This window comes from Marinobacterium sp. BA1, from assembly GCF_041155135.1.
Lineage (GTDB): Bacteria > Pseudomonadota > Gammaproteobacteria > Pseudomonadales > Balneatricaceae > Marinobacterium > Marinobacterium iners.
This window is the reverse complement of the sequence record NZ_BAAFHC010000001.1, coordinates 1,641,803-1,664,652: the sequence shown is the minus strand read 5'-3', so window position 1 is coordinate 1,664,652 and position 22,850 is coordinate 1,641,803. Positions and strand designations below refer to the sequence as shown.

The 22,850-nt window shown below is 56.3% G+C and carries 21 protein-coding genes; 9 read left to right on the top strand and 12 right to left on the bottom strand.

What is annotated here, in order from left to right; translation table 11 throughout:
* The first annotated feature begins 82 nt into the window (after positions 1–82).
* The 5 genes from ACAM29_RS08070 (at position 83) to ACAM29_RS08050 (ending at position 6,287) form a co-directional block, all read left to right on the top strand.
* Positions 83–466, top strand: coding sequence for a DUF6394 family protein (locus ACAM29_RS08070; protein WP_091827060.1), 384 nt, complete (start codon positions 83–85; stop codon positions 464–466).
* A 4-nt stretch (positions 467–470) separates the two neighbouring features.
* Positions 471–2,174: a TrkA family potassium uptake protein gene (locus ACAM29_RS08065; RefSeq protein ID WP_369623813.1), complete on the top strand. Its 1,704-nt coding sequence runs from the start codon at positions 471–473 to the stop codon at positions 2,172–2,174.
* Positions 2,174–3,070 (top strand): DMT family transporter, encoded by an 897-nt coding sequence (locus tag ACAM29_RS08060; protein WP_369623812.1) that lies wholly within the window; start codon positions 2,174–2,176, stop codon positions 3,068–3,070. Before ACAM29_RS08065 ends, ACAM29_RS08060 begins: the two co-directional genes overlap by 1 nt.
* A 9-nt stretch (positions 3,071–3,079) precedes the next feature.
* Positions 3,080–3,949: a TIM44-like domain-containing protein gene (locus ACAM29_RS08055; RefSeq protein WP_354409187.1), complete on the top strand. Its 870-nt coding sequence runs from the start codon at positions 3,080–3,082 to the stop codon at positions 3,947–3,949.
* A 187-nt stretch (positions 3,950–4,136) separates the two neighbouring features.
* Entirely contained in the window at positions 4,137–6,287 is a 2,151-nt protein-coding gene (locus tag ACAM29_RS08050) for a methyl-accepting chemotaxis protein (protein ID WP_369623811.1), read from the top strand.
* 39 nt (positions 6,288–6,326) lie between these two features.
* Here ACAM29_RS08050 and yaaA read toward each other — a convergent pair whose 3' ends face one another.
* Positions 6,327–7,106 (bottom strand): peroxide stress protein YaaA, encoded by a 780-nt coding sequence (gene yaaA / locus ACAM29_RS08045; protein ID WP_369623810.1) that lies wholly within the window; start codon positions 7,104–7,106, stop codon positions 6,327–6,329.
* 72 nt (positions 7,107–7,178) lie between these two features.
* Entirely contained in the window at positions 7,179–7,409 is a 231-nt protein-coding gene (locus ACAM29_RS08040) for a DUF2789 domain-containing protein (RefSeq protein ID WP_091827066.1), read from the bottom strand.
* Positions 7,410–7,638: 229 nt separating this feature from the next.
* Between ACAM29_RS08040 and ACAM29_RS08035 the strand changes: the two genes are divergently transcribed.
* A complete protein-coding gene (locus ACAM29_RS08035) occupies positions 7,639–8,916 on the top strand; it encodes a tryptophan--tRNA ligase (protein WP_369623809.1) in 1,278 nt (425 codons plus the stop codon).
* 186 nt (positions 8,917–9,102) lie between these two features.
* Positions 9,103–9,306, top strand: coding sequence for a hypothetical protein (locus ACAM29_RS08030; protein WP_242530142.1), 204 nt, complete (start codon positions 9,103–9,105; stop codon positions 9,304–9,306).
* Between the two features lie 72 nt (positions 9,307–9,378).
* On the opposite strand, the gene cysK is transcribed toward ACAM29_RS08030, so the two are convergent.
* A complete protein-coding gene (gene cysK / locus ACAM29_RS08025; protein WP_354409171.1) occupies positions 9,379–10,347 on the bottom strand; it encodes a cysteine synthase A in 969 nt (322 codons plus the stop codon).
* Between the two features lie 159 nt (positions 10,348–10,506).
* On the opposite strand from cysK, the gene ACAM29_RS08020 reads away from it, so the two are divergent.
* Positions 10,507–11,016, top strand: a complete 510-nt coding sequence (locus tag ACAM29_RS08020) for a tetratricopeptide repeat protein (RefSeq protein ID WP_369623808.1) — start codon at positions 10,507–10,509, stop codon at positions 11,014–11,016.
* On the opposite strand, the gene ACAM29_RS08015 is transcribed toward ACAM29_RS08020, so the two are convergent.
* From ACAM29_RS08015 to ACAM29_RS07980, 8 genes are all read right to left on the bottom strand, one after another.
* Positions 10,991–12,406, bottom strand: coding sequence for a DUF4139 domain-containing protein (locus ACAM29_RS08015; RefSeq protein ID WP_369623807.1), 1,416 nt, complete (start codon positions 12,404–12,406; stop codon positions 10,991–10,993). The two genes, ACAM29_RS08020 and ACAM29_RS08015, sit on opposite strands and share 26 nt — an antisense overlap.
* An 11-nt stretch (positions 12,407–12,417) precedes the next feature.
* On the bottom strand, positions 12,418–14,823 hold the full coding sequence (locus ACAM29_RS08010; RefSeq protein WP_369623806.1) for an SUMF1/EgtB/PvdO family nonheme iron enzyme: 2,406 nt from the start codon (positions 14,821–14,823) through the stop codon (positions 12,418–12,420).
* 84 nt (positions 14,824–14,907) lie between these two features.
* Positions 14,908–15,756, bottom strand: a complete 849-nt coding sequence (kdsA, locus tag ACAM29_RS08005; protein ID WP_369623805.1) for a 3-deoxy-8-phosphooctulonate synthase — start codon at positions 15,754–15,756, stop codon at positions 14,908–14,910.
* A 35-nt stretch (positions 15,757–15,791) separates the two neighbouring features.
* Positions 15,792–16,193, bottom strand: coding sequence for a hypothetical protein (locus ACAM29_RS08000; RefSeq protein WP_091827073.1), 402 nt, complete (start codon positions 16,191–16,193; stop codon positions 15,792–15,794).
* 69 nt (positions 16,194–16,262) lie between these two features.
* Positions 16,263–17,195 carry a GIDE domain-containing protein gene (locus tag ACAM29_RS07995; protein WP_369623804.1) on the bottom strand — a complete coding sequence of 311 codons (933 nt, stop codon included), beginning with the start codon at positions 17,193–17,195 and terminating at the stop codon, positions 16,263–16,265.
* Positions 17,196–17,198: 3 nt separating this feature from the next.
* A complete protein-coding gene (locus ACAM29_RS07990; protein ID WP_369623803.1) occupies positions 17,199–17,771 on the bottom strand; it encodes a LemA family protein in 573 nt (190 codons plus the stop codon).
* A gap of 74 nt (positions 17,772–17,845) precedes the next feature.
* Entirely contained in the window at positions 17,846–18,055 is a 210-nt protein-coding gene (locus ACAM29_RS07985) for a DUF2788 domain-containing protein (protein ID WP_206840802.1), read from the bottom strand.
* A gap of 89 nt (positions 18,056–18,144) precedes the next feature.
* Positions 18,145–18,333: a CopG family transcriptional regulator gene (locus ACAM29_RS07980; RefSeq protein WP_091827077.1), complete on the bottom strand. Its 189-nt coding sequence runs from the start codon at positions 18,331–18,333 to the stop codon at positions 18,145–18,147.
* A 120-nt stretch (positions 18,334–18,453) separates the two neighbouring features.
* Between ACAM29_RS07980 and dauA the strand changes: the two genes are divergently transcribed.
* A complete protein-coding gene (gene dauA / locus ACAM29_RS07975) occupies positions 18,454–20,208 on the top strand; it encodes a C4-dicarboxylic acid transporter DauA (protein ID WP_369623802.1) in 1,755 nt (584 codons plus the stop codon).
* Here dauA and ACAM29_RS07970 read toward each other — a convergent pair.
* Positions 20,129–22,774: an EAL domain-containing protein gene (locus tag ACAM29_RS07970; RefSeq protein WP_369623801.1), complete on the bottom strand. Its 2,646-nt coding sequence runs from the start codon at positions 22,772–22,774 to the stop codon at positions 20,129–20,131. The genes dauA and ACAM29_RS07970 overlap by 80 nt on opposite strands.
* Positions 22,775–22,850 lie beyond the last annotated feature (76 nt).

Below are 22,850 nucleotides of genomic sequence, written 5' to 3'. Positions count from 1 at the left end.
TTCCCGTGCAGCATTCGCTATGATGCGTTTATACGGGTGCCAAGTGCAATCCGACTGGAACACTGACTTTCAAGGAATACCCATGAACCGGGAAAAGGTAATCTTCGCGTTTTTTATTGTACTGGCGCTGACACTGAACTTCGGTTTTGTGTTGGGTGAGATCGACAACATAAAACACCATGATGTGTTTGAGCTGTTTGCTGCCTTGGTAGTAAGTTTGATCTGTACCGTCCTCAAGTTCGGTGATCGTACCCACCTGGGTGCTTTGATGCTGGCAACCAGTCTGGTTGCTGATCTGCAGTTGATCATCGCCGCCGGCATCTGGGGGTATGGAGAACAGATGGCCGCCAGTGGCATGACACCCAAACTGATGGCCAGTGTGGTCTCGTTTGCGGCGGGGGCGCTGGTGGCCAACGTGATCTCGGCGGTTCTGCTGGTGGTTGAAACCGCGTTGGTACGGCGCTGAGCGCATGAACAACCTGCTGTTTCTGTTCCTGCGCCGACTGCGGGCGCCGTTGATCACGCTGATCAGCGTGTATGCGGTGTCGATTTTCGGCATGACCTTGATTCCCGGCCAGGATGCCGATGGCAATGTCTGGTACATGGATTTCTTCCATGCCTTCTATTTCGTGTCCTATATGGGCACGACGATCGGTTTTGGCGAGATTCCATACGAATTCACCGATGCACAACGGATGTGGGTCACCTTTACCATTTATGCAACAGTCATCACCTGGCTGTATGGTATCGGTACCATGTTGGCCGTACTGCAGGAGCCCATGTTCGGCCGCCTGATGCGGCTGCGCGGCTTCAGAAGTCAGGTGCGTGATCTGCAGGAGCCGTTTTATCTGGTGTGTGGCTATGGTGTGACCGGGCGGTTGTTGGTGAGACGGCTGGTAAAAAGAGGTATGCGTGTAGTCGTTATCGATGTTGATCAGGATCGAATTGACGCTCTTGAGCTGGATAATCTTGTAACTCCGGTGCCAGCACTCTGCGCCGATGCGTCCTTGCCGGATGTGCTGGATCACGCAGGTCTGCAGCACCCCAGATGTGTCGGGGTCCTGGCGCTTACCAACCACGACAGGGTGAATCTGGCCGTTGCCATCGCCAGTAAGCTGCTGGTCCCCAAGCGCCAGGTCATTACCCGTACCAACTCGGATCTGACCACCGCCAACATGGCCTCGTTCGGCACCGACATGATTGTTGATCCTTTCCGTGCCTATGCGGACTATCTGGCATTGGCGGCACGATCTCCGCACAAGCACCTGGTGTATGACTGGCTGATGAATCCTCGTCACCGCAAACTCTCCAGTGCGTACAAGCATGCGGAAGGACGCTGGATTATCTGTGGTTATGGTCGCTTTGGCCGGGCGCTGGCAGCAGCGTTTGCGGCAGAGGGAATGGATATGACCATCATCGACCCAGACCATGACAGCGTTACCCCGCTTGAGGGAGCTGTGGTCGGGGTGGGGACCGAGGCACATACTCTGATTGAAGCCGGTGTGGAAAGCGCCGTAGGCATCATTGCCGGTACTGACAGTGATACCGATAACCTCTCCATTATCATGACAGCGCGTGAACTCAATCCGAAACTGACCACAGTCGTGCGACAGAATCTGCATCAGAATGCGCTGGTGTTTCGTCACTCCCGCTGTGACTATGTCATGGAGCCGGGGCGAATCATTGCCAATCGGATACTGGCGCAGCTGAAAACCCCGCTTTTGTCGGAGTTTTTGCAGCATCTGCAGCAGGAAAGCAATGTTTGGGCACATGAGCTGCTCAATCGCATGAGCAACACAGTGGGAGATGATGAGCTCGACAGCTGGTCAGTCCGGATTGATTCTGAGGATTCGCCGGCTGTCGTCAATATGCTGCAGCAAGGACACAGTGTTCCGCTGCGGGTGTTGTACCGCAACCCACGGCAACGGGACAAGATGCTGCCCTGTTTTGCGCTGCTGCTGCGTAACGCTGATGGAGTCCGTATACTCCCGGGTGAGCTGACCGAGCTGAAGGAGGGCGACGAAATTCTCTGCTGTGGGCTTGGTAATGTATTGCGCCAGATGGAGTGGACGGTGAACAACTACAACGTGCTGTATTACGTGATCACGGGCGAGGATCCGCCCCACAGTCTGCTGGCTCGATTACTGCGGCGACAGGAGCGGGAAGCCCTCTGATGCCTTATCTACTGCTTGTACTGACCACCCTGTTTTGGGCAGGCAACTTCGTGCTGGCCCGTGCCATTCATCTCGATCTGCAGCCGTTTACTCTGGCGTTTCTGCGCTGGACTCTGGCGCTGCTGATCATCGCCCCCTGGTGGCTGGGGCGGGCCTGGCGGTTGCGTCAGGTGCTGCGAGAAAATCTGCCGTTACTCACGGTGCAGGGCATTCTGGGAGTGGGCTGCTTCAATACACTGGTATATTTCGGCGTGCAGCATACCCAGGCATCCAATGCCATGTTGATGCAGTCCGCAGTGCCGGTAGTCATCCTGTTACTGGGGGCGCTGTTTCTGCGTGAGCCGGCCAGCCCCAGACAATGGCTGGGCGTGGCGCTGTCACTCGGCGGGGTACTGGTGCTGGTCAGTCGCGGCAGCCTGGAAGTGATGGCCGCGTTCGATTTCAATCGCGGTGATCTGTGGATCTTCCTGGCCATGCTCAGCTGGTCGCTTTATACCCTCAGCCTGCGCTGGAAGCCAGCTGCGCTGGATGGTTTTACGTTCTTTGGTTTTTCCGTGCTGGTGGGGGTCGTCGTATTGTTTCCGTTCATGCTTTGGGAACAGGGGGGCAGTACAGCCTTCAAATTAACGGAACCCTTTGTCTGGACCGTGATCTATATGGCGATCTTTCCGTCGATCCTGTCGTTCCTGTTCTGGAATTACGGAGTTGAAAGGCTGGGCGCGGCCACGGCCGGGTTGTTCATTCACCTGATGCCGATGTTTGGCCTGCTGCTGGCAACTGTTTTTCTCGGTGAAAGACTGGGCTGGTACCACCTTACTGGTGTGCTGCTGATCTTTTCCGGCTTGTATATTGCAATACTGGCGCAATCCCTGCGTCGGTTACGAAAATCTGTTTGAGGAGACTCGATGAAAACATTGATGACCACCTGCTTTGCGTTGCTGCTTGGCTTTATGCTGATGCCGCAGGAAGCGGAGGCCAAACGCCTTGGCGGCGGTTCAAGCTTTGGCAAAAGCTACACGACACCCAAGCGGGTCGCACCTGCCCCCGCGAAAGAGCAGGCCGCTGCTCCCACGTCGCCCACCAAAACCGCCGGAGCACGCAGCGGTCTGGGTGGCATGATGGGTGGTCTGCTGGCGGGTGGTCTGCTGGCAGCGCTGTTCATGGGCGGTGCGTTTGAAGGCATTCAGCTGATGGATATTCTGTTGCTGGCCGGGGTCGGGTTCATACTGTTCAAGCTGTTCAGCAGCAAGCGTGCGCAGGCGCAACGGCAGCAGCCCGCCTATGCCATGCCCGATGGTGCCATGGCACGCCAGGCACCGCAGCCTGAGCCGGCTGCTCCGGTTATGCCGGCCTCTGCAGGAGCCAGTACCGGTTCCGACTTTGCCCCGGCCGAACTGAATCTGCCGCAGTGGTTCAACGAGCGAGCCTTTGTCGAGGGTGCCCGCAGCCACTTCATGAATCTACAGACCGCCTGGGACAGCCAGAACTGGGATGAGATTCGCGACTACATGTCTGACGAGATGTTCGCGGCGCTGCAGCAGGAACGTGCCAAACTGCCTGAGCAGCAGCATACCGAAGTTGATTCGGTGATGGCTGAGCTGGTGAACTTCATCGACAACGGTGACCATGTGGTTGCCAGTATTCACTTCTATGGCTGGATTGCCGAGTCGGGCCAGCCGACCAGTGAGTTCAGCGAAATCTGGCATCTCAATCGCGATATGACAGCTGACGGCAGTGACTGGAAGATTGTCGGTATCGAACAGCCGAACGTGTAACGCCCTTCTGCCGATGGCCCCTGTGCCACCGGTTTGTCAGATGCACCTTCAAGGTGCATCTGCACCTCTTTAGGCACTCTATGCACTTTTATGGATCAAATGAGTGATTCTTTGATCCCATTCTGCACTGTTTTTTTGGCGCGTTTTTTGCTCCGGTCATTCTGTTGTTTTGTCTGGAGAGTTGTAAATGGCCGTTCTGAAAAGCACCGCAATGCAGTTGTCAGCTGCTGAACGTCACTGGCTGCCATGGTTCGGGCCGACCGGAAAGTTGGCCATGCGCCGTGCCTGCTGGCTCAACCGTCGGACTTTGCCGGTGGTGGAGCAAACCTTTGAAAGCATCGCGGAAATACGCGTTAGACTGCTCACCGGCTGGGCCCAGGCCAAGTGGGATATGCTGGCCGATCTGGCACAGCAAGTGGGTGAGTCTTTTCCGGACTGTGACAGGGCGCTACTGGAGCACAAACGGCGCCAGGCTCAGGATCTCTCAGAACTGGCATTGATCGATCTGGAAGGCCGAGTAATCTGTTCGACAACACCGGCCCGTTCAGGCTGCAAGGATCTGGACCCGAAAGCGGTCAGCGCAGGACTGCAGGCTCCTTTTCTGCACGGCCCCTATATCGACCCGGTGACGCTTGAGTTGGGTGCCAGCTCTTCTCGCTTCCATGACGAAGTGACATTGATGTTCTATCAGCCGGTTAAACAGGATGGCGTTGTCGTGGGCGCACTGTGTGCCCGTGTGCCCAACGATGTGCTGGGTGACCTGATACAGCGAGAGGCGGGCCACATCTTTCCGGAGTCCGGCGATAACTACCTGTTCATGGTGGAGTCGCGGTTTGATCCCACTATCGAAGCGGGAACGGCGCTGTCACGCTCACGTTTTGAAGATGGCACCTTCAGCCACGGTGAAAACCTTAAAAGCGGAATTCATACCGCCTGGGGAACTGTTAAGGTTAACCGTCATACTGAATTCGAAATCCGTTTCACCGATCCCGCCACCGGTCAGTTACACCCCGGTGTGCGGGAGACGATCCGTAAGGGTGGAAATCTGTTTGTGGCTTACCCGGGCTATTCCGATTATCGCCACATCCCCGTGATCGGTAAGGGAGTGACCTTCAGCATGCCGGGCTCGCAGGATCGGTGGGGCATGATGTGTGAGTCCGATCTGGAAGAGGTCTATCGCCGTCGTTCGCTCAGTGTGCGCATGATGACCAGCTTGGCGGGGTCGCTCGCAGTGGGACTTGGCGCCAGTTACGGTCTGCAGTATTGGCTGAATCTGCCGGCACTGCCGGGCATGTTGCTCAATTTTGTGTTTGTGATGCTGTCGGTAATGCTGTTCTGGCAGGTGGGAATACGTCCCCTGTCGCGCCGATTGGGAGCGATGACCGAAGTGATCCGAAATCTGGCGGAAGGACAGGGTAATCTTAGTCAGCGATTGGACAGTGACCGCATCGTGGCGGATGAAACCGGTGATATGGCCCGCTGGATCAACAGCTTCGTGGATAATCTGGATGGCATTGTGGCGCAGGTGATTCGGGCTGCCGATGATGTGGGTGAAAACAGCCAGACCATGCAGGCGCGCAACCGCATTGCACTGGATTCCGCAACCTCGGTTGATGAAGCCGCCGAGACCATGTTGAGTCTGGTTGAGTCGCAACTGGTGGCGATCAGTCAGGCCTCCGGTACGGCTGAGGTCATGAAGTCTGCCATGGAGGAGGTTGTCGCCAAGGCGCGAGAACAGTTCGAGTCGGTACGCTCGGGTACGCAGGCGATTCGCGATATCGTCCAGACCTCCGCGAGGCGAGTACAGGCACTGAACCAGCGCACGGTGGAGATCGATGAAATGGTAGCACTGATCACCGATATCACGGCCCAGACCAACCTGCTGGCACTCAATGCGGCCATTGAAGCGGCACGTGCAGGCGAACATGGGCGTGGATTCTCGGTGGTAGCCGATGAAGTCAGGGCGCTCGCGGCGCGCACTGAAACCGCCGCGCATGAGATCAGTGCCCGTATCGAGCGGATTCAGAAAGAGAGCGTCGACGCGGTACGTTTCATGGAGTCCGGTGTGGAAGACGTGGATCGCAGTCTGCAGCTGGCGGAGCAGTCCACTTCGGATAACACGGAGTTGCATGACAGCGTGGCGCAGATGTTTGATATCATCAAGCACATCGACCGTCACAGCCAGGAGCACGGCGGCCATGCGCGATCAGTTGCTGAAATCACCACACGCATGCATCAGGCGGTGGGAGAGTTGCAGCTAAGCTCAGATCAGGTCAAGGGAACGGCAGCCAAGCTGCAGCAGCTGGTGGGCGCGTTTGAAGTCAGCTCGGCCAAATAGCGCTCAGCCCGCTCGCCACCGTGGCGGGCGGGCAGCGTCTCAGCTGGCGGGCACTTCATCTCGCAGGAATACCCAGGTATCGCCCTTGCTTTGTTCAGGGCTGAAATAATATCCCTCCAGATCAAACGCCTTGATCGCTTCAGGCGCATCGATGCGATTCTGGATGATGTAACGGCTCATCAGGCCGCGTGCCTTTTTGGCATAGAAGCTGATGATCTTGTATTGACCGTTCTTGAAATCCTTGAACACCGGGGTGATCAGTCGGGCGTTGAGCGCCTTGGGCTGTACCGACTTGAAGTATTCATTTGACGCCAGGTTGACCACTACGTCATCGGATGCTTTCAATTCCTCGTTCAGTGCGGCGGTAATGCGTTCGCCCCAGAACTGGTAAAGGTTATCGCCGGAAGTAGTTTTCAGTCGAGTCCCCATTTCAAGGCGGTAGGGCTCCAGCAGATCCAGCGGACGCAACACGCCATACAGGCCTGACAGAATGCGCAGATGCTGCTGGGCGAAGCTGAAGTCAGCCTCGCTGAAGCTCTCGGCATCCAGGCCGGTGTACACATCTCCCTTGAAAGCCAATACGGCGGGGCGGGCATTGTCCGGCGTATGTTTGGGCTCCCAGCTCTGGTAGCGTGCCACATTAAGACTGGCCAGCTTGTCACTGAGTTTCATCAGCTCGGCAACATCCTGAACCGAAAGCTGACGCAGTGTCTCGATCAGCTGTTGTGACTGCTCGGTAAAGCGTGGCTGGGTGTAGGTATCGGTAGCGAGAGGGGATTCATAATCAAGCGTTTTGGCTGGTGAAACCAGTGTCAGCATGAGTTGGGTCTACCTTGCACAATAAAAGAGAAGGGGCCGCACCTGACCGGCCCCGGCGGATCTAAAAGGGAATTAATGCAGGCTGTTGTTCAGTTCGTCAACTATTTCAGCCCAATCAGAATCACTGCTGATCGCTTCACGCAGAAACTCGGCCTGGGTTTCGTTCCAAAATGACGCCTCATGCAGCTGAATTTCGCTGCTGAACAGCCGATGGGTGCGAATAAACTGCTCAATCGAGTCATTGTCTGCCGGCAGGCCGAGCTGTTCAAACAGGGCGCTGAAGGTGTGAGCGGATGTATCCATGTAAACCTCCTGTGGCAATATCAGACGTAGCCGTATCTGTCTCCATTATGGTCAAGCCTGCAGGATTGTCAAAACCTGACTATTTTGATTGGTTTTTTGTGTCGAGTCGCTTTTCCGGCAATGACAGCGATAACATGGGCTTGCAAGCCTCTCCGCGCATTCTGAGCGGCAGCGACTTAACAAGTTGTGTATCATAGCGTTTTAGGACAGACCGACTGACGAGTACGCAATGAGCAAACAGACCGTTCTGACCGGTATTACCACCACCGGTACCCCGCATATTGGTAACTATCTGGGCGCCATCAAGCCCGCCATTGAAGCGAGCGAAAACCCCGCTTTCAACAGCTACTTCTTTCTGGCTGATTTCCATGCGCTGATCAAGTGCCAGGAGCCTGACCGGGTGGCGCGTTCAACCCGTGAAATTGCCGCAACTTGGCTGGCATTGGGGCTGGACACCAATAAGGCGACTTTCTACCGTCAGACCGACATTCCTGAAATCACAGAGCTGACCTGGATTCTGACCTGTCAGACCTCCAAGGGACTGATGAATCGTGCCCATGCTTACAAGGCCTCGGTGGATGCCAACCGTGAGGCCGGTAAGGAAGACCTGGATGACGGTGTCACCATGGGTCTGTTCAGCTATCCGATATTGATGGCCGCCGACATCCTCATGTTCAATGCCGACACTATCCCGGTGGGCAAGGATCAGGTGCAGCATATCGAGATGGCGCGTGATATCGCCGGTCGATTCAACCATCAGTTTGAGCCCCTGTTCACCCTGCCGCAGGCGCAAGTGGATGAAGAAACTCAGCTGATTCCGGGGCTGGACGGCCGCAAGATGTCCAAGAGCTATAACAACACCATTCCATTGTTCTGTTCGTCAGATGAGCTGCGCAGGCTGATCAATCAGATCGTGACCGATACCCGTGAGCCGGGTGAACCCAAAGATCCGGACAATACCCTGATGCACCTCTATCGCTGTTTTGCGACCGAAGCGGAAAGTGCCGCCATGCGTCAGCGGTTTATAGACGGGATCGGCTGGGGGGCTGCCAAAACTGAACTCTTCGAGTACCTGGACGCCCAGCTGTCTTCGCCGCGTGCCCGTTACAACGAACTGATGAATGACCTGGGTGAAGTGGAAGCGGTACTGCTCAAGGGCGCTGAGCGTGCGCGGGAATACGCAACTCCGTTTCTCGACAAGGTGCGCCACGCCGTCGGTATCCGCTCACTGACCGATACCAGCAGTACGCAGCAGCAGAAAGTGGCGAAAGAAAAGGAAAAGAGTGAAGAAGAGCTGGCCCGCGCCGAGGAAGGGCGCCGTCGTGCCATCCTGATGCAGATTAGTCCCCTGCTGGAGCAAGTGAAACAGGCCGAAGACAAGACCGCTGCAGCGGTAACATTGATCGCTGAAAAGTCGGCTGAAGTTGAAGCGTTGAAGAAAAAGGCACGTCAGAAGGCTCAGAATGAGCTGGATCTACTCAAGGAGGAGCTGGCGGCCTATCTCTAGCCCCCTTCCCATATCTCTTCCTGCATGACCTGAAACAGCCTTTCCTGACCGGAAAGGCTGTTTCATTTCCGCTGTCCTCTCTTTGTCATCAAATGACAAAGAAAGCCTCACGCACTTGTTATATTCCGCCATTAGGCTATGCTTCTTGTAATAAAACTACAAAATAAAACCAACAGGAGGAAGAGCATGGATATTCAGGTAAAGGCAGAAGAACGGACTATCGCCATTCTGGGTGTGGATGGCGAAAATTTCGTTGTCAGCGGCGTGTACAAGGGCACCGCACGCAAGCCAAGCTCTTATATCGTAACCCGCAGCAGTGACCGCAGTGTCACTGTACGCGACCTTAGCACTTTCCCGAGCCATCAGCAGGTACGCGAATTAATGAGCTGATATCGACACCCGATTCAGCAAGAGAAACTGCCGCCTTGTGCGGCAGTTTTCGTTTGGGTGTGGTCAGGAGAGCTATTGCACCGTTTCGTTATCGCTGAACATGCCTTCAAACAGAATTGAAGACAGGTAGCGTTCACCCGAATCAGGCAGAATGACTACAATCTGTTTGCCTGTATTAGTTTCCAGTTCTGCCTGACGCAATGCTGCCGCCAGGGCGGCGCCACAGGAAATACCGCACAGAATACCTTCTTTCTGCATCAACTCACGTGCGGTTGTGATCGCATCTTCATTGCTGACCTGCTCAACCTTGTCGACCAGTGAAAGGTCCAGGTTCTTGGGTACAAAGCCGGCACCAATACCCTGAATTTTATGCGGAGCAGGTTTGACCTCATCACCAGCCAGGGTTTGTGTAATCACGGGGGAGTCGACAGGTTCAACTGCGACGCTGATGATCTGTTTGCCCTGAGTGCGCTTGATATAGCGTGAGATGCCAGTCAAGGTGCCACCCGTGCCGACACCGGCAACCAGCATATCAATCTTGCCGTCGGTATCGCGCCAGATTTCCGGGCCGGTGGTTTTCTCATGGATGTCCGGGTTGGCCGGGTTCTCGAACTGCTGCAGCATTAGGAAGCTGTCCGGGTTTTCGTCCACCAGTTGTTGGGCTTTTTCGATTGCGCCTTTCATCCCCTTGGCCGGTTCGGTCAGCACGATTTCGGCTCCAAGGGCCTTCATCAGTTTGCGTCGCTCCAGCGACATGGAGGATGGCATGGTCAGCATCAAGCGGTAGCCCTTCGCGGCTGCCACAAATGCGAGCGCAATACCGGTATTGCCACTGGTCGGCTCAATCAGAGTCATGCCGGGCTGCAGACGGCCATCCTGTTCTGCTGCCCAGATCATGCTGGCGCCGATGCGGCATTTGATCGATCCGGCCGGGTTGCGCGATTCGATCTTGGCGTAGAGATTGCCGGCTGGCCAGAGATTTTTGAGTCGTACCAGCGGTGTGTTGCCGATCGTCAGCGCGTTGTCTTCATATATATTCATCAGCTTTTCAACTCCATGACGGCTTGAATCAGGGTCAGCAGGCTACTCCAAGCTTGCTGACAACAGGTATAGTTCAGTGTACCGCCGACTGCGGTAAAATGTGAGACGATTTTTTCATATCTGTATAAAGATACGATTTCTAATGCCTTGGGGGTATATATGCATTGGCTGATGCGGCAACTGGCACCTTTGATCGCCTGGCTGGCAGATCGCCTGTTTCATTTGTCCCTGTTCAAGCGGTCCCGTCAGCGTCACCGGTTGGTCATGCGGCTGTTCCGGTTTGCTGCGGATAATGGCAGCCAGCGGGCACTTTCGGTATACGGTCATCTGCTGCACTTTCGCGGCGAAGATGTGGCCAGCCGCATTCAGGGCGGGATCTATCTGCAACGTGCGGCCGATGCCGGTGATCCCAAGGCACAGTATCAAATGGGCAGAATTTTCGAGAATGGATTCGAGCATTACTTCACGCCTGATCTCGGCAAGGCGTTACACTACTACCGCCAAGCGGCGGAACAGCTTCATCCTCTGGCTATTCAACGCATGATTGAGGTTTACGAAGAGGGCGCCCTAGGTGTTGCCATCGACCCGGCGCGGGCCAACTGCTGGCGTCAGCGCCAGCACCAGGTGCCCTCGGTCGAGGCGCTCAGCGTGTCGTCAGAGTCGCGCTGAAGCTTAGTTCCTCTTCACTTTCGGCAGGGATTTCCATCTGCCAGCTGGCAGATGCACCGCTGACCTGTGTGGTTGGTCTGCTGGTGAGTGTCAGCTTAAACGGCAGTGGAAAGTGAGCAGTCAGTTCCAGAGGTTTGCTCTGTTCCGAGCGGTTACGCACACTGATCCGGTACTCCACCTCATAGCCTTCAAACACCTTTCTGAAGCCTGTTTGGACCTGTTCGATCCCCAGGTCAAAGGCTTCACCCATAACCACTCTGACCTTTTCGCCTGCGGCGGTTGCTGGTACCTGAGTGCCCCCCACAAACTGCAGTTGGCCGTCGGCATCAGGCCGGAACACTCGCGCCTGTCCGCTGGGCAAGGGCAAGCGTGATCCGGATGTGGCCGGTGCGGTGAAATGCAGCTCAGTCAGAGCCTGATCCAGCTGTGGCGGCATCTGTTGATGGGCGTTCACCTGAAGTGCGTAGGTGTATTGAATGTTTGCGGGCAGCTGGGTGTTTGGAATCAAGGGCACCTGTTTCTGCTGCTGATCTTGCAGGTTGTGTAGCCCGGGCAGGGTGTAGAGGTGATAGTCCTGTACCGATCCAGTTTCAACTCCGCTGCCTTTCATGTCGGCTACGGCCGAGCGCATCAGCATGACTTCAGGTCGAGTCTGTTGAGGCTGGTTGACCTGTCCCGCCAGCAGCTTGATGTTTGCCTGGGGCCAGGCCAGGCCGCTGTGGTTGTTCAGAGTGGCGAGGCCTTCCAGGTCTAGCTGTTCACCAGCACTGTCGAGGGTCAGCAGGTAGTCCATCTGCCAGCTGAGGCCTTGTGTTAGATAGCTGATTTCGGCTTCGGCCGCATTGCGGGTGCCCTTGGTGCGAAATGAAAGGCGTGGCTGCAACTGATAGTTGGGACTGTCCGGTTTTACAATCAGTCGCCACTGGCCCTGGTGCAGAGGCAGGGTTTCGATCTCTCCTGCTTCGTTTGCTATCAGTGCCGTGTTGCCTTCAACACGCAGCAGACGCACTTCGGTGCGTGTTTCGGACCCTGTGACGGGGTTGAAGCGGGCGAGGGTAATTGTTTTGCCCATTTGCGTCTGCAGCAGGCTGCCAAGACTGAGCAGGTCTTGTTCCAGGTTTTGTTCCAGAATCTGGCCCATACCGCGCAGTTTAAGCGTTTGAGCCTGCATCTGTGGGCTCACGGCTTGCAGCAGAATCGGGGTATCAGCCGGAAGTGCCGGAACCTTGCGCTGTTCCTGAACCAGTGCGAGGTTCTGCTGGTACAAAGTGAGATCAAGACGGGTACGGCTGTCGTCCGCAATACTGATCTCGTCGGCAGCCTGTATCAGTGGGCTCACAAGCAAGCCACCGACCAGAGCGGTGGACAAAGAGAGTTGTCGAATGATCATGGGGGCTCCTGTTATTGCATGCTGGCCGGCAGATCCAGGGCAACCCTGAATCCCCAGCTGTTGCGGGAACTGGTGGCGGGGTGACGGTAGCGGCTTGCCGGGCGAGCGACCCGAGGAATGTCAAACCATGAGCCACCGCGCATGACTCTGTGTGTGCAGTCGCTGGTGCGCGTGGCGCTGCCATCATTCGGCGCGTTGCTGTAGTCGGGCTGGTAGCAATCCAGCACCCATTCATCCACATTACCACTCATGTCATGCAGCCCCCAGGGGTTGGGCTTCATCGAGCCGACCGGGGCTGTCTGCTGACCACCCCATTGGGTGTCACAGCCATCACAGACGGCATATCCCTGGCCCGGCTGGTTGCCCCACCAGTAAATCGATTCGGTCCCTGCGCGTGCGCTGTACTCCCACTCGGCTTCTGTCGGCAGTCGATAGGGTTGTCCTGTCTGTTCGGCCAGCCAGCGGGTGTAGGCATTGGCATCATTCCAGCTGACATTGATGACCGGCCGGGTGCCCCGTCCCCAGCCTTCATCATCCGGCAGGGGACGGTCGGTTGCGTTGGCAAAGCGGTCATATTCCTCGAAGGTGACCTCATGACGGGCCAGGGCAAAACTGCTGCTGATGAGAACTTCATGGACCGGGCGCTCGTTGTCATCTCCGTTACCATGCAGATCGCCCATGCGGAAGCGTCCGGCAGGAATGACGGCCATTTGCGGACCGCGACCGCCTTCCTGAAGCTCATCCTGAAACAGGGTCAGGTTGTCGACGGGGCGATTGGCTTCCCGCAAGGCGCTGGCCGATTCTACTCCGGCAGAAGGTTTCTCGTTGGTGGGCTGCTCTGCAGCTGTGTGCAGGCGATCAAGTTCCTGCTGCTGGCGCTGATGTGCCAGCTCAAGCGATTCGAACGCGGCCCGCAATTCACGGTTGTTTTTCATTTGCGTCAGGGCCTGAGAGCTGATTGCATCAAGCTGCCCTTGATAAAACAGCAGTGCCAGCCAGAAGCCGGCTACAAAACCAAGCGCAAAGATCAGGCCGCGCCTGGACCAGCGGCGAACCGGCTCGGGCAATTGTGTGAGTGAACGCAATCGAGTAATCAGAGAACCTGTGCCGGTTTCAGGCTCTTGTTCGGCATCGTTGGCACCGTCGTGTGGGTGTTGCTCTGGCGTGGGATTCTTCTTGTCTTTGGCAGCTGGCGTATTTTCTATGGTTTCAGCATCCGGTTCAGCCTCAGGTTTCGGTACCGGTTGGGGTTCCGGTGCAGATGTTGGCTCGGGGTCTGGCGTCGCTTCGCTTTGGGGCAGTTCCTCAGGAGGTGGGCCGACGCTGTTCTCGGTATTGTCAGAGGCAGGTTCTCGCACAACAACCGCGTCATCAGTAGCATCTGCTGCCGGCAGGTCTGGACGCTCAGTGACGGGCGCGGGTTGAGCTGGAGTGGGCTGAACTTCAGCTGCCGCCTGTTTGATCGCGGTCGCCGCTGGCGGGTCCGGCTCTACCGCTGGTGTCTCGCGGGGCGTCTCGCCGGGACTCTCGCTGCGCATGTCCGGAATCGTGCTCTGCTCCGGGCTGGTTTCGGTGGCAAACAGCTCCCGAACCAGCGCCATGCAGCTGGCAGGGCGGGGCTCTGTTTCAGGGCTCAGGGCACGGCTGAGGCTTGACCACTGTGCCTTGTTGAGCCCGCCAGGAGACTTGAACTCCTTGCGATAGCGCGCCGCTTCACCATCGGCAGGCTGAAAGGCACGCTTGCCGCTGTACAATTCCCAGGCGATCAGGGCCAGCGCGTACACGTCAGATCGGGCGGTCTGGTTCTGCGGGTGAAAGGCTTCGGGGGCCTGATAGCAGGGGTAGTCCGGCTGCTTCGGCAGCAGGGTTAGCAACGGATCGAGAATGCTGCGCCAGCCAAAGCCAGTCAGTTTGACGCCGCCGCCTGCATTCAAAAAAACCAGGTCTGGTGCCAATAGCGAGTGAGGTTTTCCCAGTTTGAGCTGGCCACTGTCCACGGCTTTGGCAAGCTGAATCAGCAACCCCTGTTTCTGGCGATCATTGAGCTTGCGTGCCTGATTGCGTTGAAACAGATCAGAGAGAGTTTGCCCGTCAAGGTGTTCCAGTGACATGAACTCCAGCCCGCGCCAACTGAAATAACCGTAGCAGGTGGCGATATGAGGGTGGCGCAGTGCCGAGCGCAGTTTTGTAACCAGCTTGCGCATCTGGTCGGCAACTCCTTCGTGGCGAACCAGCTCAGGGCGCAATATAAGCAGGCTGACTTCAGTGCGAGCAGCCGTGGATATATCTTCGGCCAGCCAGAGACTGCCCATAAAATGTTCGCGCTGCTTGCTGATCAGCTGAAAACGATGATGGCTGGGCCCAATGACCAGCTCTTCCTTGAGGCCTGCGTAGGCGGTTTCGATCGGGTTAGCCATCTTGATACCGGGTCCTTGCTGCAAACATCCTTATCATAGCCGACATGTGTGTGGCTTACAGCTGTGAGCTACACACTGCTTGAATCAAGCGCTGGTATCGAGTGGGTCAAATGATTTGACCAGCTCGTCTACCGCTTTCATTTGGGCCAGGTAGGGCTCCAGCCTATCCAGCGGCAGGGCGCAGGGGCCATCGCATTTGGCTTCGTTGGGGTTGGGGTGTGCTTCGAGGAACAGACCAGCGATGCCCTGAGAAAGGCCGGCCCGTGACAGTTGCGCCACCAGGGCACGACGGCCGTCGGCAGAGTCCGAGCGTCCACCCGGCATCTGCAGCGCGTGGGTGGCATCAAACATGACCGGATAGCCGAACTCCTTCATCACGCTGAAGCCAAGCATATCCACGACCAGGTTGTTGTAGCCGAAGCTGCTGCCGCGCTCGCACAGAATCAATCGATCATTACCGGCTTCTTCACACTTGTGCAGGATATGTTTCATCTCCTGCGGCGCAAGAAACTGGGCTTTCTTGATATTGATCACAGCTCCCGTTGCGGCCATTGCACTGACCAGGTCGGTTTGGCGCGACAGAAAGGCCGGCAGCTGGATGATATCGCATACCTCGGCGGCAGGGGCGGCCTGATGCGGTTCGTGCACATCGGTGATAAGCGGCACGTTGAAGGTGTTTTTTACCTCTTCGAGAATTCTCAAGCCTTCATCAAGACCCGGGCCACGAAAGGAGTGCAGAGAAGAGCGGTTCGCCTTGTCGAAAGATGCCTTGAATACATATGGAATGCCCAGTTTTTGGGTCACTTCAACGTAGTGTTCGGCGATGCTCAGAGCAAGATCACGCGACTCCAGTACATTCATGCCTCCAAACAGAACCATCGGCTTATCATTGCTGATCTCGATGGAACCGGCACGCACAACCTTCTGCTGCATAACACCCTCTCGTTACTGGCGAATCAAAACGAGGATTATAAGCCATTCGAGGGGAAATGTGCCGCTTGATGCGCAATCCACTCCAGGGCACGTTTTTCGGACTCTTCAGCAGGCGCCTTGCGCTGGTAAAGCGTAATCTGACACATCTGCTCAAGCATGCGAGCTCTGAAAAGTTGCTCCTGGGTCAGAAAAGCGAGTTTCAGTGTGTAGTGATCGCCCTCATGCGTGCATTCAGTGACGAGAGCATTGATGCAAAAATCAGATGAAAGTGCCGGGGCGCTGATGCGCAGCCATTCACCACTGGGATGGGGGCCTGGTGCCTTCAGGCTCAGGCCCAGTGGCAGGAGAGAGGTGCAGTCGGAAGGGGCTTTATCCAGCGGCAGCAACCTCAGCTCTATCTGATCCGGATGTTGCAGGTAGCGTTGTGGATTATGCATGATCCCAGCCTTTTGAACGGGTACAACGGGTCTGTCGGCCTTGATACCTGTATCTTGAGTGCTATTGCTTCATCCTGCCAGTAAAACCTCAAGAAAAAGCCAGAAGGCGACACCGGTCAGTGACAGGCACCAGATAGATATCCAGCGGTAGCGCCGCATCAAACGCTCTTCATCGTAAGTCGATAAGAGGTACGGTTGGCGCCGGCTTTGTGAGTCTGTCAGTACGTTCATGCTGGGTAGTTGGTGCAACTCGCGCTGCTGCGCCCTGGCTTCTTGAAGGGCTTCTTTCTGAGCCCGCTGCCACTCCTGAAGATCAATCTGGCCATCACCATTCTGGTCAAAGCGCTCGCGAAGCCGATCCGGGTTCTGCTTCCAGTCGCGCAAAAGATCACGGGCGGTGGCTTTCATATCCAGTTGATCGCGGCCACCGCCCACTGTGTGGAAACGTCCCAATGCGTAGAGTTGTTCGTGTTCGAAAATCAGACTTTCGGTATAACGGTAGTGACCACTGACACTGTTGCTGGTCAGAATCGCGGCAATCCCTTTAGCGGAAAGACCACTGGCATCAATGGAAGGAAGTTCGGTGTTGCCGCGCCAGCTTTGTTTGTGCAGGGTTGTTACTTCGGCGCCTGCTGGATCGACCAGGCAGGTGCCGGTCCCATCGTTGATCTGAAACCAGCTGTCGGAGCGGCCACTGCGGACGGTCTTCCACTGCTTGCGTTCGCCCCCGCTTTGCTTCTCTACTTTGTAGGTATACCAGACACAGGGTCGGCCCGACAGTGGGGCGCTCAGCATGCCGTTTTCACCGGCGATCACATGACCGATCAGCTCCACATATCCTTGCGGTGCTGACCGGATACGTGCGGTAGGGGTGTCTGCAATCAGACGGTAGTGGCCGAGTTTACGAAATACGAACCAGAGGGCCACCAAGGCGGCCAGTGCCAGTGCAAGCAAGGCGATCAGTCGTTCCGTGGAGCCCAGGGGGCCGATATCCAGAAGCATGGTTTAGTTGAACAGTTGCTTCATATCAACATCAGCAAGTTCTGCCTCGTCAAACTCAAGCAGCTCAGCCGCCTTGAAACCGAAACGGCGCGCAATGATGACGTCGGGGAACTGTTCGATACGAACATTCAGCCGGTTTACCGAGTCGTTGTAATACTCACGGCGGTCGGCGATACCGGATTCGAGCCCGGTGATGCGGCTGTGAAGATGATGAAAGCTCTCGCTGGCGGTCAGCTCAGGGTAGTCTTCCGCCACGGCGAACAGATTGCCGAGTCCTAACCGGAGCTGGGTTTCCGCCTTGCCTAAGGCCCCCACATTGCCTGCCTCACGTGCATTGGCAACCGCAGAGCGTGCCTGCATGACGGCTTCAAGGGTTTTCTGTTCATACTCCATGTGCTGCTTGCAGGTTTCCACCAGCTTGGGCAGCTCGTCATGACGCTGCTTCAGCAGCACATCGATGTTGGCCCAGGCACGCGATACACCATGCTTGAGCTGCACCAGATGGTTGTAGAGTGATATGAAATAGAAAACGGCAACAGCAAGAACGACCAGCGTAACAATGAACGAAATATCCATGTGTGAACCTCGGAAATGATCCTTTGGCTCACACTATAAACGCATTTCATCGCGGGTAGAAATGGTGCTGATGATCAGATGCTTCCGCCACCGATGATCTCGACTACTACTGTTTTGATCAGGAAGGCGACCAGCCCAAGTCCCAGTGCGAAAAACAGAATAAAGGTGCCGAATTTGCCGGCATTGGATTTTTTGGCCAAGTCATAAATGATGTAGAAAATCGCTGCTGCGAACAGTACCAGGCCAACGTTGAGCATGATGGCTTCGATTTCTGCCAGACGCATGGACGTATCTCCAGATTTTTAAGTTGTATAAATTATGCATGATTGTGAATTGGATAAACACAGAGACTATGTAGGGGAAAATGGCGCTTTTAGAGCAGATCGTCCTTGCCGTAGACCTTTTCCTGCCATTCAGGGCCCAGCTCCTGCTCGATAAAGTCGCGAATGAACTTGCGCACCATCTGGGAGGGGGTAACGTCCTGCTCATTGCACAGGCGTTCAAAGGTGGCTTTTTTCTTGGGGTCGATCAACAGGGTGAGGCGGGCAGTACGGTTTTCCATGAAGCAGTCATTACCTTAAAGTCGAGTATATGTTAATCATATTAACATTGAATCATATTTGAGCAACCGTTAATGTGGTTGAATTGTACTTATCGCTTTACTTTCTAAAGGGAACGCCACATGTCCAGACATGCCCGGTTGCACTCGCTTTCCTTCGCCAGCGCACTGCGTGAAGTGCTTCGTGAAGGTTATGATCGCCGAGCGCTTGGACAGGATCTGCTGGCGGGGCTGACTGTTGGGGTGATCGCGATCCCTTTGTCGATGGCGCTGGCGATTGCAAGTGGCGTGAGGCCTGAGTACGGCCTGTATACGGCGATTATTGCGGGCTTTCTGATTGCGCTGAGTGGTGGGTCGCGTTTCAGTGTATCCGGGCCAACGGCGGCCTTTGTGGTGATCCTTTACCCGGTAGCGCAACAGTTTGGGCTGGCAGGGTTGCTGGTAGCGACGCTGATGTCGGCCGTTATTTTGCTGCTGTTGGCATTTGCCCGGCTTGGCAGGTTGATCGAATATATTCCCGAACCGGTGACGCTGGGGTTTACCTCAGGTATTGCCATTGTGATTGCGACCCTGCAAATCCCTGACTTTTTTGGCCTGCAGCTGGCCGAGATGCCTGAAGCCTGGTTGCTCAAGCTGGCGGCGCTGGGGCAGGCCCTGCCTGCATTCGATGGCGCAACGCTACTGGTGGCGGCCCTGACTCTTGCCACATTGATTCTTTGGCCCCGTTTGCGTTTGCCGATTCCGGGTCACTTGCCTGCCTTGCTGATCGGGGTAGGCGTGGCGTGGATTGCATCAAGCCTTGGCTGGAGCGTTGAGACCATTGGCAGTCGCTTCAGCTACCTGTTGCCGGATGGTTCAACCGGACAGGGCATCCCTCCCTTCTTTCCAGAGTTTGTCTGGCCCTGGCAGCAGCCGGGTCCTTCCGGTGAGCCGCTGGACTGGTCATGGGCGCTGGTGCGTGAATTGCTGCCGGCCGCGTTTTCCATCGCCATGCTGGGTGCCATTGAGTCGCTGCTGTGTGCAGTGGTGCTGGATGGCATGACCGGCAAGCGCCACCATGCCAACGGTGAGCTGCTGGGGCAGGGGATGGGCAATCTGGTAGCCCCCTTCTTTGGTGGCTTTACCGCCACGGCGGCCATAGCGCGCTCTGCAGCGAATTACCGGGCCGGTGCTCGGTCACCCATTGCCGGCATGGTGCATGCTTTGGTGGTACTGGCAGGTCTGCTGGTATTGGCACCCTTGCTGGCATATCTGCCCATGGCGAGCATGGCCGCTCTGCTGCTGATCGTGGCCTGGAACATGAGTGAGGCACCCAAGGTGGTTCAGCTTCTCAAGCGTGCGCCGCGAGGTGATGTACTGGTATTGCTGACCTGTCTGTCGCTAACAGTGCTGTTCGATATGGTGATCGCCATTTTTACCGGCATCATGCTGGCTTCGCTGCTGTTCATGCGGGATCTGGCAGGCATGACGCGCTTCACCAATATCAGTCAGCAGCAGAAACATGTGCCGGGACAGCTGCGGTCAGGCTGGCAGGTCTACAAGCTGAGCGGGCCACTTTTCTTTGCGGCCGCCGAGCGGGTGTTCGACGAACTCCACGAGCAATGCCAAGGGGCGAAAGGCGTGGTGCTGTACATGGATGCTGTGCCGTTGCTGGACGCCGGTGGTCTGAATGCACTGGAGCACTTCATTCGTGCCTGTGATCGAGAGGGGATTGAGCTGGTAGTGGCTGACCTGCAATTTCAGCCGTTGCGCGCGCTGGCTAGGGCCGGCATGGTGCCGGTGCCCGGGCAGCTGAGCTTCACTTCGACTCTGGTGGAGGCGTTGCAACCCTTGATTGTTGAACACGCTGCGGCTGATAGCTCTCCAGCCACGCATTAAGCTCTCCAGCCGGCAGTGGGCGGCAGAACAGGTAACCCTGCATGAACTGACAGCCCTGTTGAGCCAGGGTGGAGCGCTGGGCTTCGGTTTCCACCCCCTCCGCGATCAGGCGCAACTCAAGGCTGGCTGCCATGGATATGATGGCGCTTACCAGTGAGTCACCGTAGCGGTCGGTGTTGAGGTCACGCACAAACTCTCGGTCAATCTTCAGCGTATCGACCGGGAAGCGCCTCAGGTAGCTCAGAGATGAGTAACCGGTACCGAAGTCGTCAATGGCCAGGTTAACGCCCACCTGCTTGAAACCGTTGAGCCAACCGATGGTTTCTTCCGAGTCTTGCAGCAACAGCCCTTCAGTGATCTCAAGTACCAGCTGAGACGGATTAATCCGGTTGCGTTCCAGAATGTCGCGCACCACTTCTGCTTCCAGTCCCAGCTCGCGCTGGCGCTCGGAAATGTTCACCGACAGATACAGGTTCATGCCATTGTCTGACCAGTGTCGCAGCTGGGCACAGGCCGTTTCCAGTACCCATTCACCGATGTTGCCGATCAGACCGGTCTCTTCTGCCAGCGGAATGAAAGCGTCCGGTGGTATCATTCCTCGTTCAGGGTGATGCCAGCGCAACAGGGCCTCTACCCCGGTGATGCGCCCACTGCGGCCATGAACCACAGGCTGATAGAACACTTCCATCTGTTCTCGGTCCAGTGCGTGGCGCAGGTCCTGCTCCAGTGTCATGCGCTGATTGGCATGTTCCTGCATGGCAGCAGTGAAGAAGTGAGTTTGATTGCGCCCGGACTGCTTGGCCTTGTACATCGCCAGGTCGGCGTTGCGAATCAGGGTCTCGGCGGTATTGGCGTCGCCTGGGTGCATGGCGATACCAATGCTGGCACCGATGATCACTTCCCGCTCAGCCAGCAGGAAGGGTTCACTCAACTGATCTATCAGCTTGGCTGCAACATGGGCCGCGTCGGCATCCGACTTGACGTTGTGTAACAGGATCACGAATTCATCTCCGCCGAAACGGGCAACTGTGTCGGTTTCGCGCACACAGTTGTTCAGGCGTTTTGCCACCTGTTTGAGCAGATCGTCTCCGTATTCATGGCCCATGGAGTCATTGACGAATTTGAACCGATCCAGGTCGATGAACAGCAGGGCGATCATCTGTTCGTCACGGTCGGCGGTGATGATGGCCAAATTAAGTCGATCCGACAGCAGGGTTCGGTTGGGGAGTTCCGTCAGCTCGTCATAGTAGGCCTGACGCACAATCTGAGCTTCGTCATTCTTGCGTTTGGTAATGTCCGAGAATACGGCAACATACTCACTGACCTTGCCTTCGCTGTCGTGAACCACCGAAACCGACAACCATTCTGGATAAATGGTGCCGTTCTTGCGCCGGTTCCAGATTTCGCCACTCCAGGAGCCGTGTTTGAGAATTTCCTGCCACATGTCTTGGTAAAAATGTTCGTCGTGGCGGCCGGAGCTGAGCATGCTCGGGTTCTTGCCCTGAACCTCTTCAGGGGCATAGCCGGTGATGCGGCTGAAGGCGGGGTTGATGGTCTTGATCAGACCATTCTGGTCGGCAATCATGATCGCTTCGTTACTGGTGCGGAACACCGTTTCGATCATTTGCAGCTGTTCTTCGACCTCTTTCTGCTGAGTGATGTCTTCTTTCACTGCAATGTAACTGAGGACTTTGCCTGCTTCGTCCCTTACAGCGGAGATGGAGGCTGATTCCCAGAAAAGGCTGCCATCCTTGCGTCGGTTCAGCAGCTGGCCATGCCATTCTTCACCCTGCTCCACGGTGGCCCACAGGTCACTGTAAACCTCGGGCGACATCTCGCCCGAGCTGAGCATGCCGGCACTCTGCCCCAGTGCCTCCTCGCGGTTGTAACCGGATATCTGACAGAATTTCGGGTTTACATACTCGATGCGGCCCTGGGTGTCGGTAATCATGACGGATGCAGGACTTTGTTCCATGGCGCGGCCCAGGTTGCGCAGCTTCTGCTCAATTTTCTGAGTATGAGTAATATCCGTACGCACGCAGGCAAGGCCGCCTTCACGGGTGCGACAATCACTGGCCATGATGGAGTGACCGCTGTCCAGATGTTCAATGTAGCTCTCGGCGCCGGGCTGCTCGCTGCCGATCTGCTCGCGTCGAAGCACATGGGGCTGCAGCTGGTGTTGAAAGTCGTCCCATTGCTCTAGTTGCAGCTCATCCATCCAGGGGTAGACCTGACGCCAGCGTCGGTTGCACACCATCAGGCGGCCCGCTGGGCTGAACAGGGCAAAGGCTTCCGACAGGCTCTCAACCGCATCGTGCATCCGGTCGCGGGAAGTTTCGGACTGGCGGCGCAGCAACATGAAGCGACGCAGCAGGTCACCCATAAGCAGGAAGACCAGCAGGAAAACTCCAAACAGAGCAACGCCGAGGGCACGGGCATCCATGTTGGCATCTGAGCCACTGAAGTGATTGCGATCCCCGCTCCATAGGATATAGAACAGCAACAGCAGGTTCATTCCGGTCAGAACCAGCATCAGCTTGAGTGCGCGGGAAGAAACTATTCTCATTTAATCCTGTAGTGAATGAAGGGTTAAAGGGGGCAAAGTGTAGCGCCTGGCAGACTCTTTGCCATAGCTAATTCTG

Bases quoted from the DNA above. Each gene is read 5' to 3' on its own strand.
- ACAM29_RS08020 (WP_369623808.1), top strand. From the start codon at position 10,507: ATGCATTGGCTGATGCGGCAACTGGCACCTTTGATCGCCTGGCTGGCA.
- ACAM29_RS08065 (WP_369623813.1), top strand. From the start codon at position 471: ATGAACAACCTGCTGTTTCTGTTCCTGCGCCGACTGCGGGCGCCGTTG.
- ACAM29_RS08055 (WP_354409187.1), top strand. From the start codon at position 3,080: ATGAAAACATTGATGACCACCTGCTTTGCGTTGCTGCTTGGCTTTATG.
- ACAM29_RS08040 (WP_091827066.1), bottom strand. From the start codon at position 7,409: ATGGATACATCCGCTCACACCTTCAGCGCCCTGTTTGAACAGCTCGGC.
- ACAM29_RS08015 (WP_369623807.1), bottom strand. From the start codon at position 12,406: ATGATCATTCGACAACTCTCTTTGTCCACCGCTCTGGTCGGTGGCTTG.
- ACAM29_RS08030 (WP_242530142.1), top strand. From the start codon at position 9,103: ATGGATATTCAGGTAAAGGCAGAAGAACGGACTATCGCCATTCTGGGT.
- ACAM29_RS08035 (WP_369623809.1), top strand. From the start codon at position 7,639: ATGAGCAAACAGACCGTTCTGACCGGTATTACCACCACCGGTACCCCG.
- ACAM29_RS08050 (WP_369623811.1), top strand. From the start codon at position 4,137: ATGGCCGTTCTGAAAAGCACCGCAATGCAGTTGTCAGCTGCTGAACGT.
- ACAM29_RS07980 (WP_091827077.1), bottom strand. From the start codon at position 18,333: ATGGAAAACCGTACTGCCCGCCTCACCCTGTTGATCGACCCCAAGAAA.
- yaaA (WP_369623810.1), bottom strand. From the start codon at position 7,106: ATGCTGACACTGGTTTCACCAGCCAAAACGCTTGATTATGAATCCCCT.
- ACAM29_RS07995 (WP_369623804.1), bottom strand. From the start codon at position 17,195: ATGCTTCTGGATATCGGCCCCCTGGGCTCCACGGAACGACTGATCGCC.
- dauA (WP_369623802.1), top strand. From the start codon at position 18,454: ATGTCCAGACATGCCCGGTTGCACTCGCTTTCCTTCGCCAGCGCACTG.
- ACAM29_RS08010 (WP_369623806.1), bottom strand. From the start codon at position 14,823: ATGGCTAACCCGATCGAAACCGCCTACGCAGGCCTCAAGGAAGAGCTG.
- ACAM29_RS07990 (WP_369623803.1), bottom strand. From the start codon at position 17,771: ATGGATATTTCGTTCATTGTTACGCTGGTCGTTCTTGCTGTTGCCGTT.
- cysK (WP_354409171.1), bottom strand. From the start codon at position 10,347: ATGAATATATATGAAGACAACGCGCTGACGATCGGCAACACACCGCTG.
- kdsA (WP_369623805.1), bottom strand. From the start codon at position 15,756: ATGCAGCAGAAGGTTGTGCGTGCCGGTTCCATCGAGATCAGCAATGAT.
- ACAM29_RS07985 (WP_206840802.1), bottom strand. From the start codon at position 18,055: ATGCGTCTGGCAGAAATCGAAGCCATCATGCTCAACGTTGGCCTGGTA.
- ACAM29_RS08070 (WP_091827060.1), top strand. From the start codon at position 83: ATGAACCGGGAAAAGGTAATCTTCGCGTTTTTTATTGTACTGGCGCTG.
- ACAM29_RS07970 (WP_369623801.1), bottom strand. From the start codon at position 22,774: ATGAGAATAGTTTCTTCCCGCGCACTCAAGCTGATGCTGGTTCTGACC.
- ACAM29_RS08060 (WP_369623812.1), top strand. From the start codon at position 2,174: ATGCCTTATCTACTGCTTGTACTGACCACCCTGTTTTGGGCAGGCAAC.
- ACAM29_RS08000 (WP_091827073.1), bottom strand. From the start codon at position 16,193: ATGCATAATCCACAACGCTACCTGCAACATCCGGATCAGATAGAGCTG.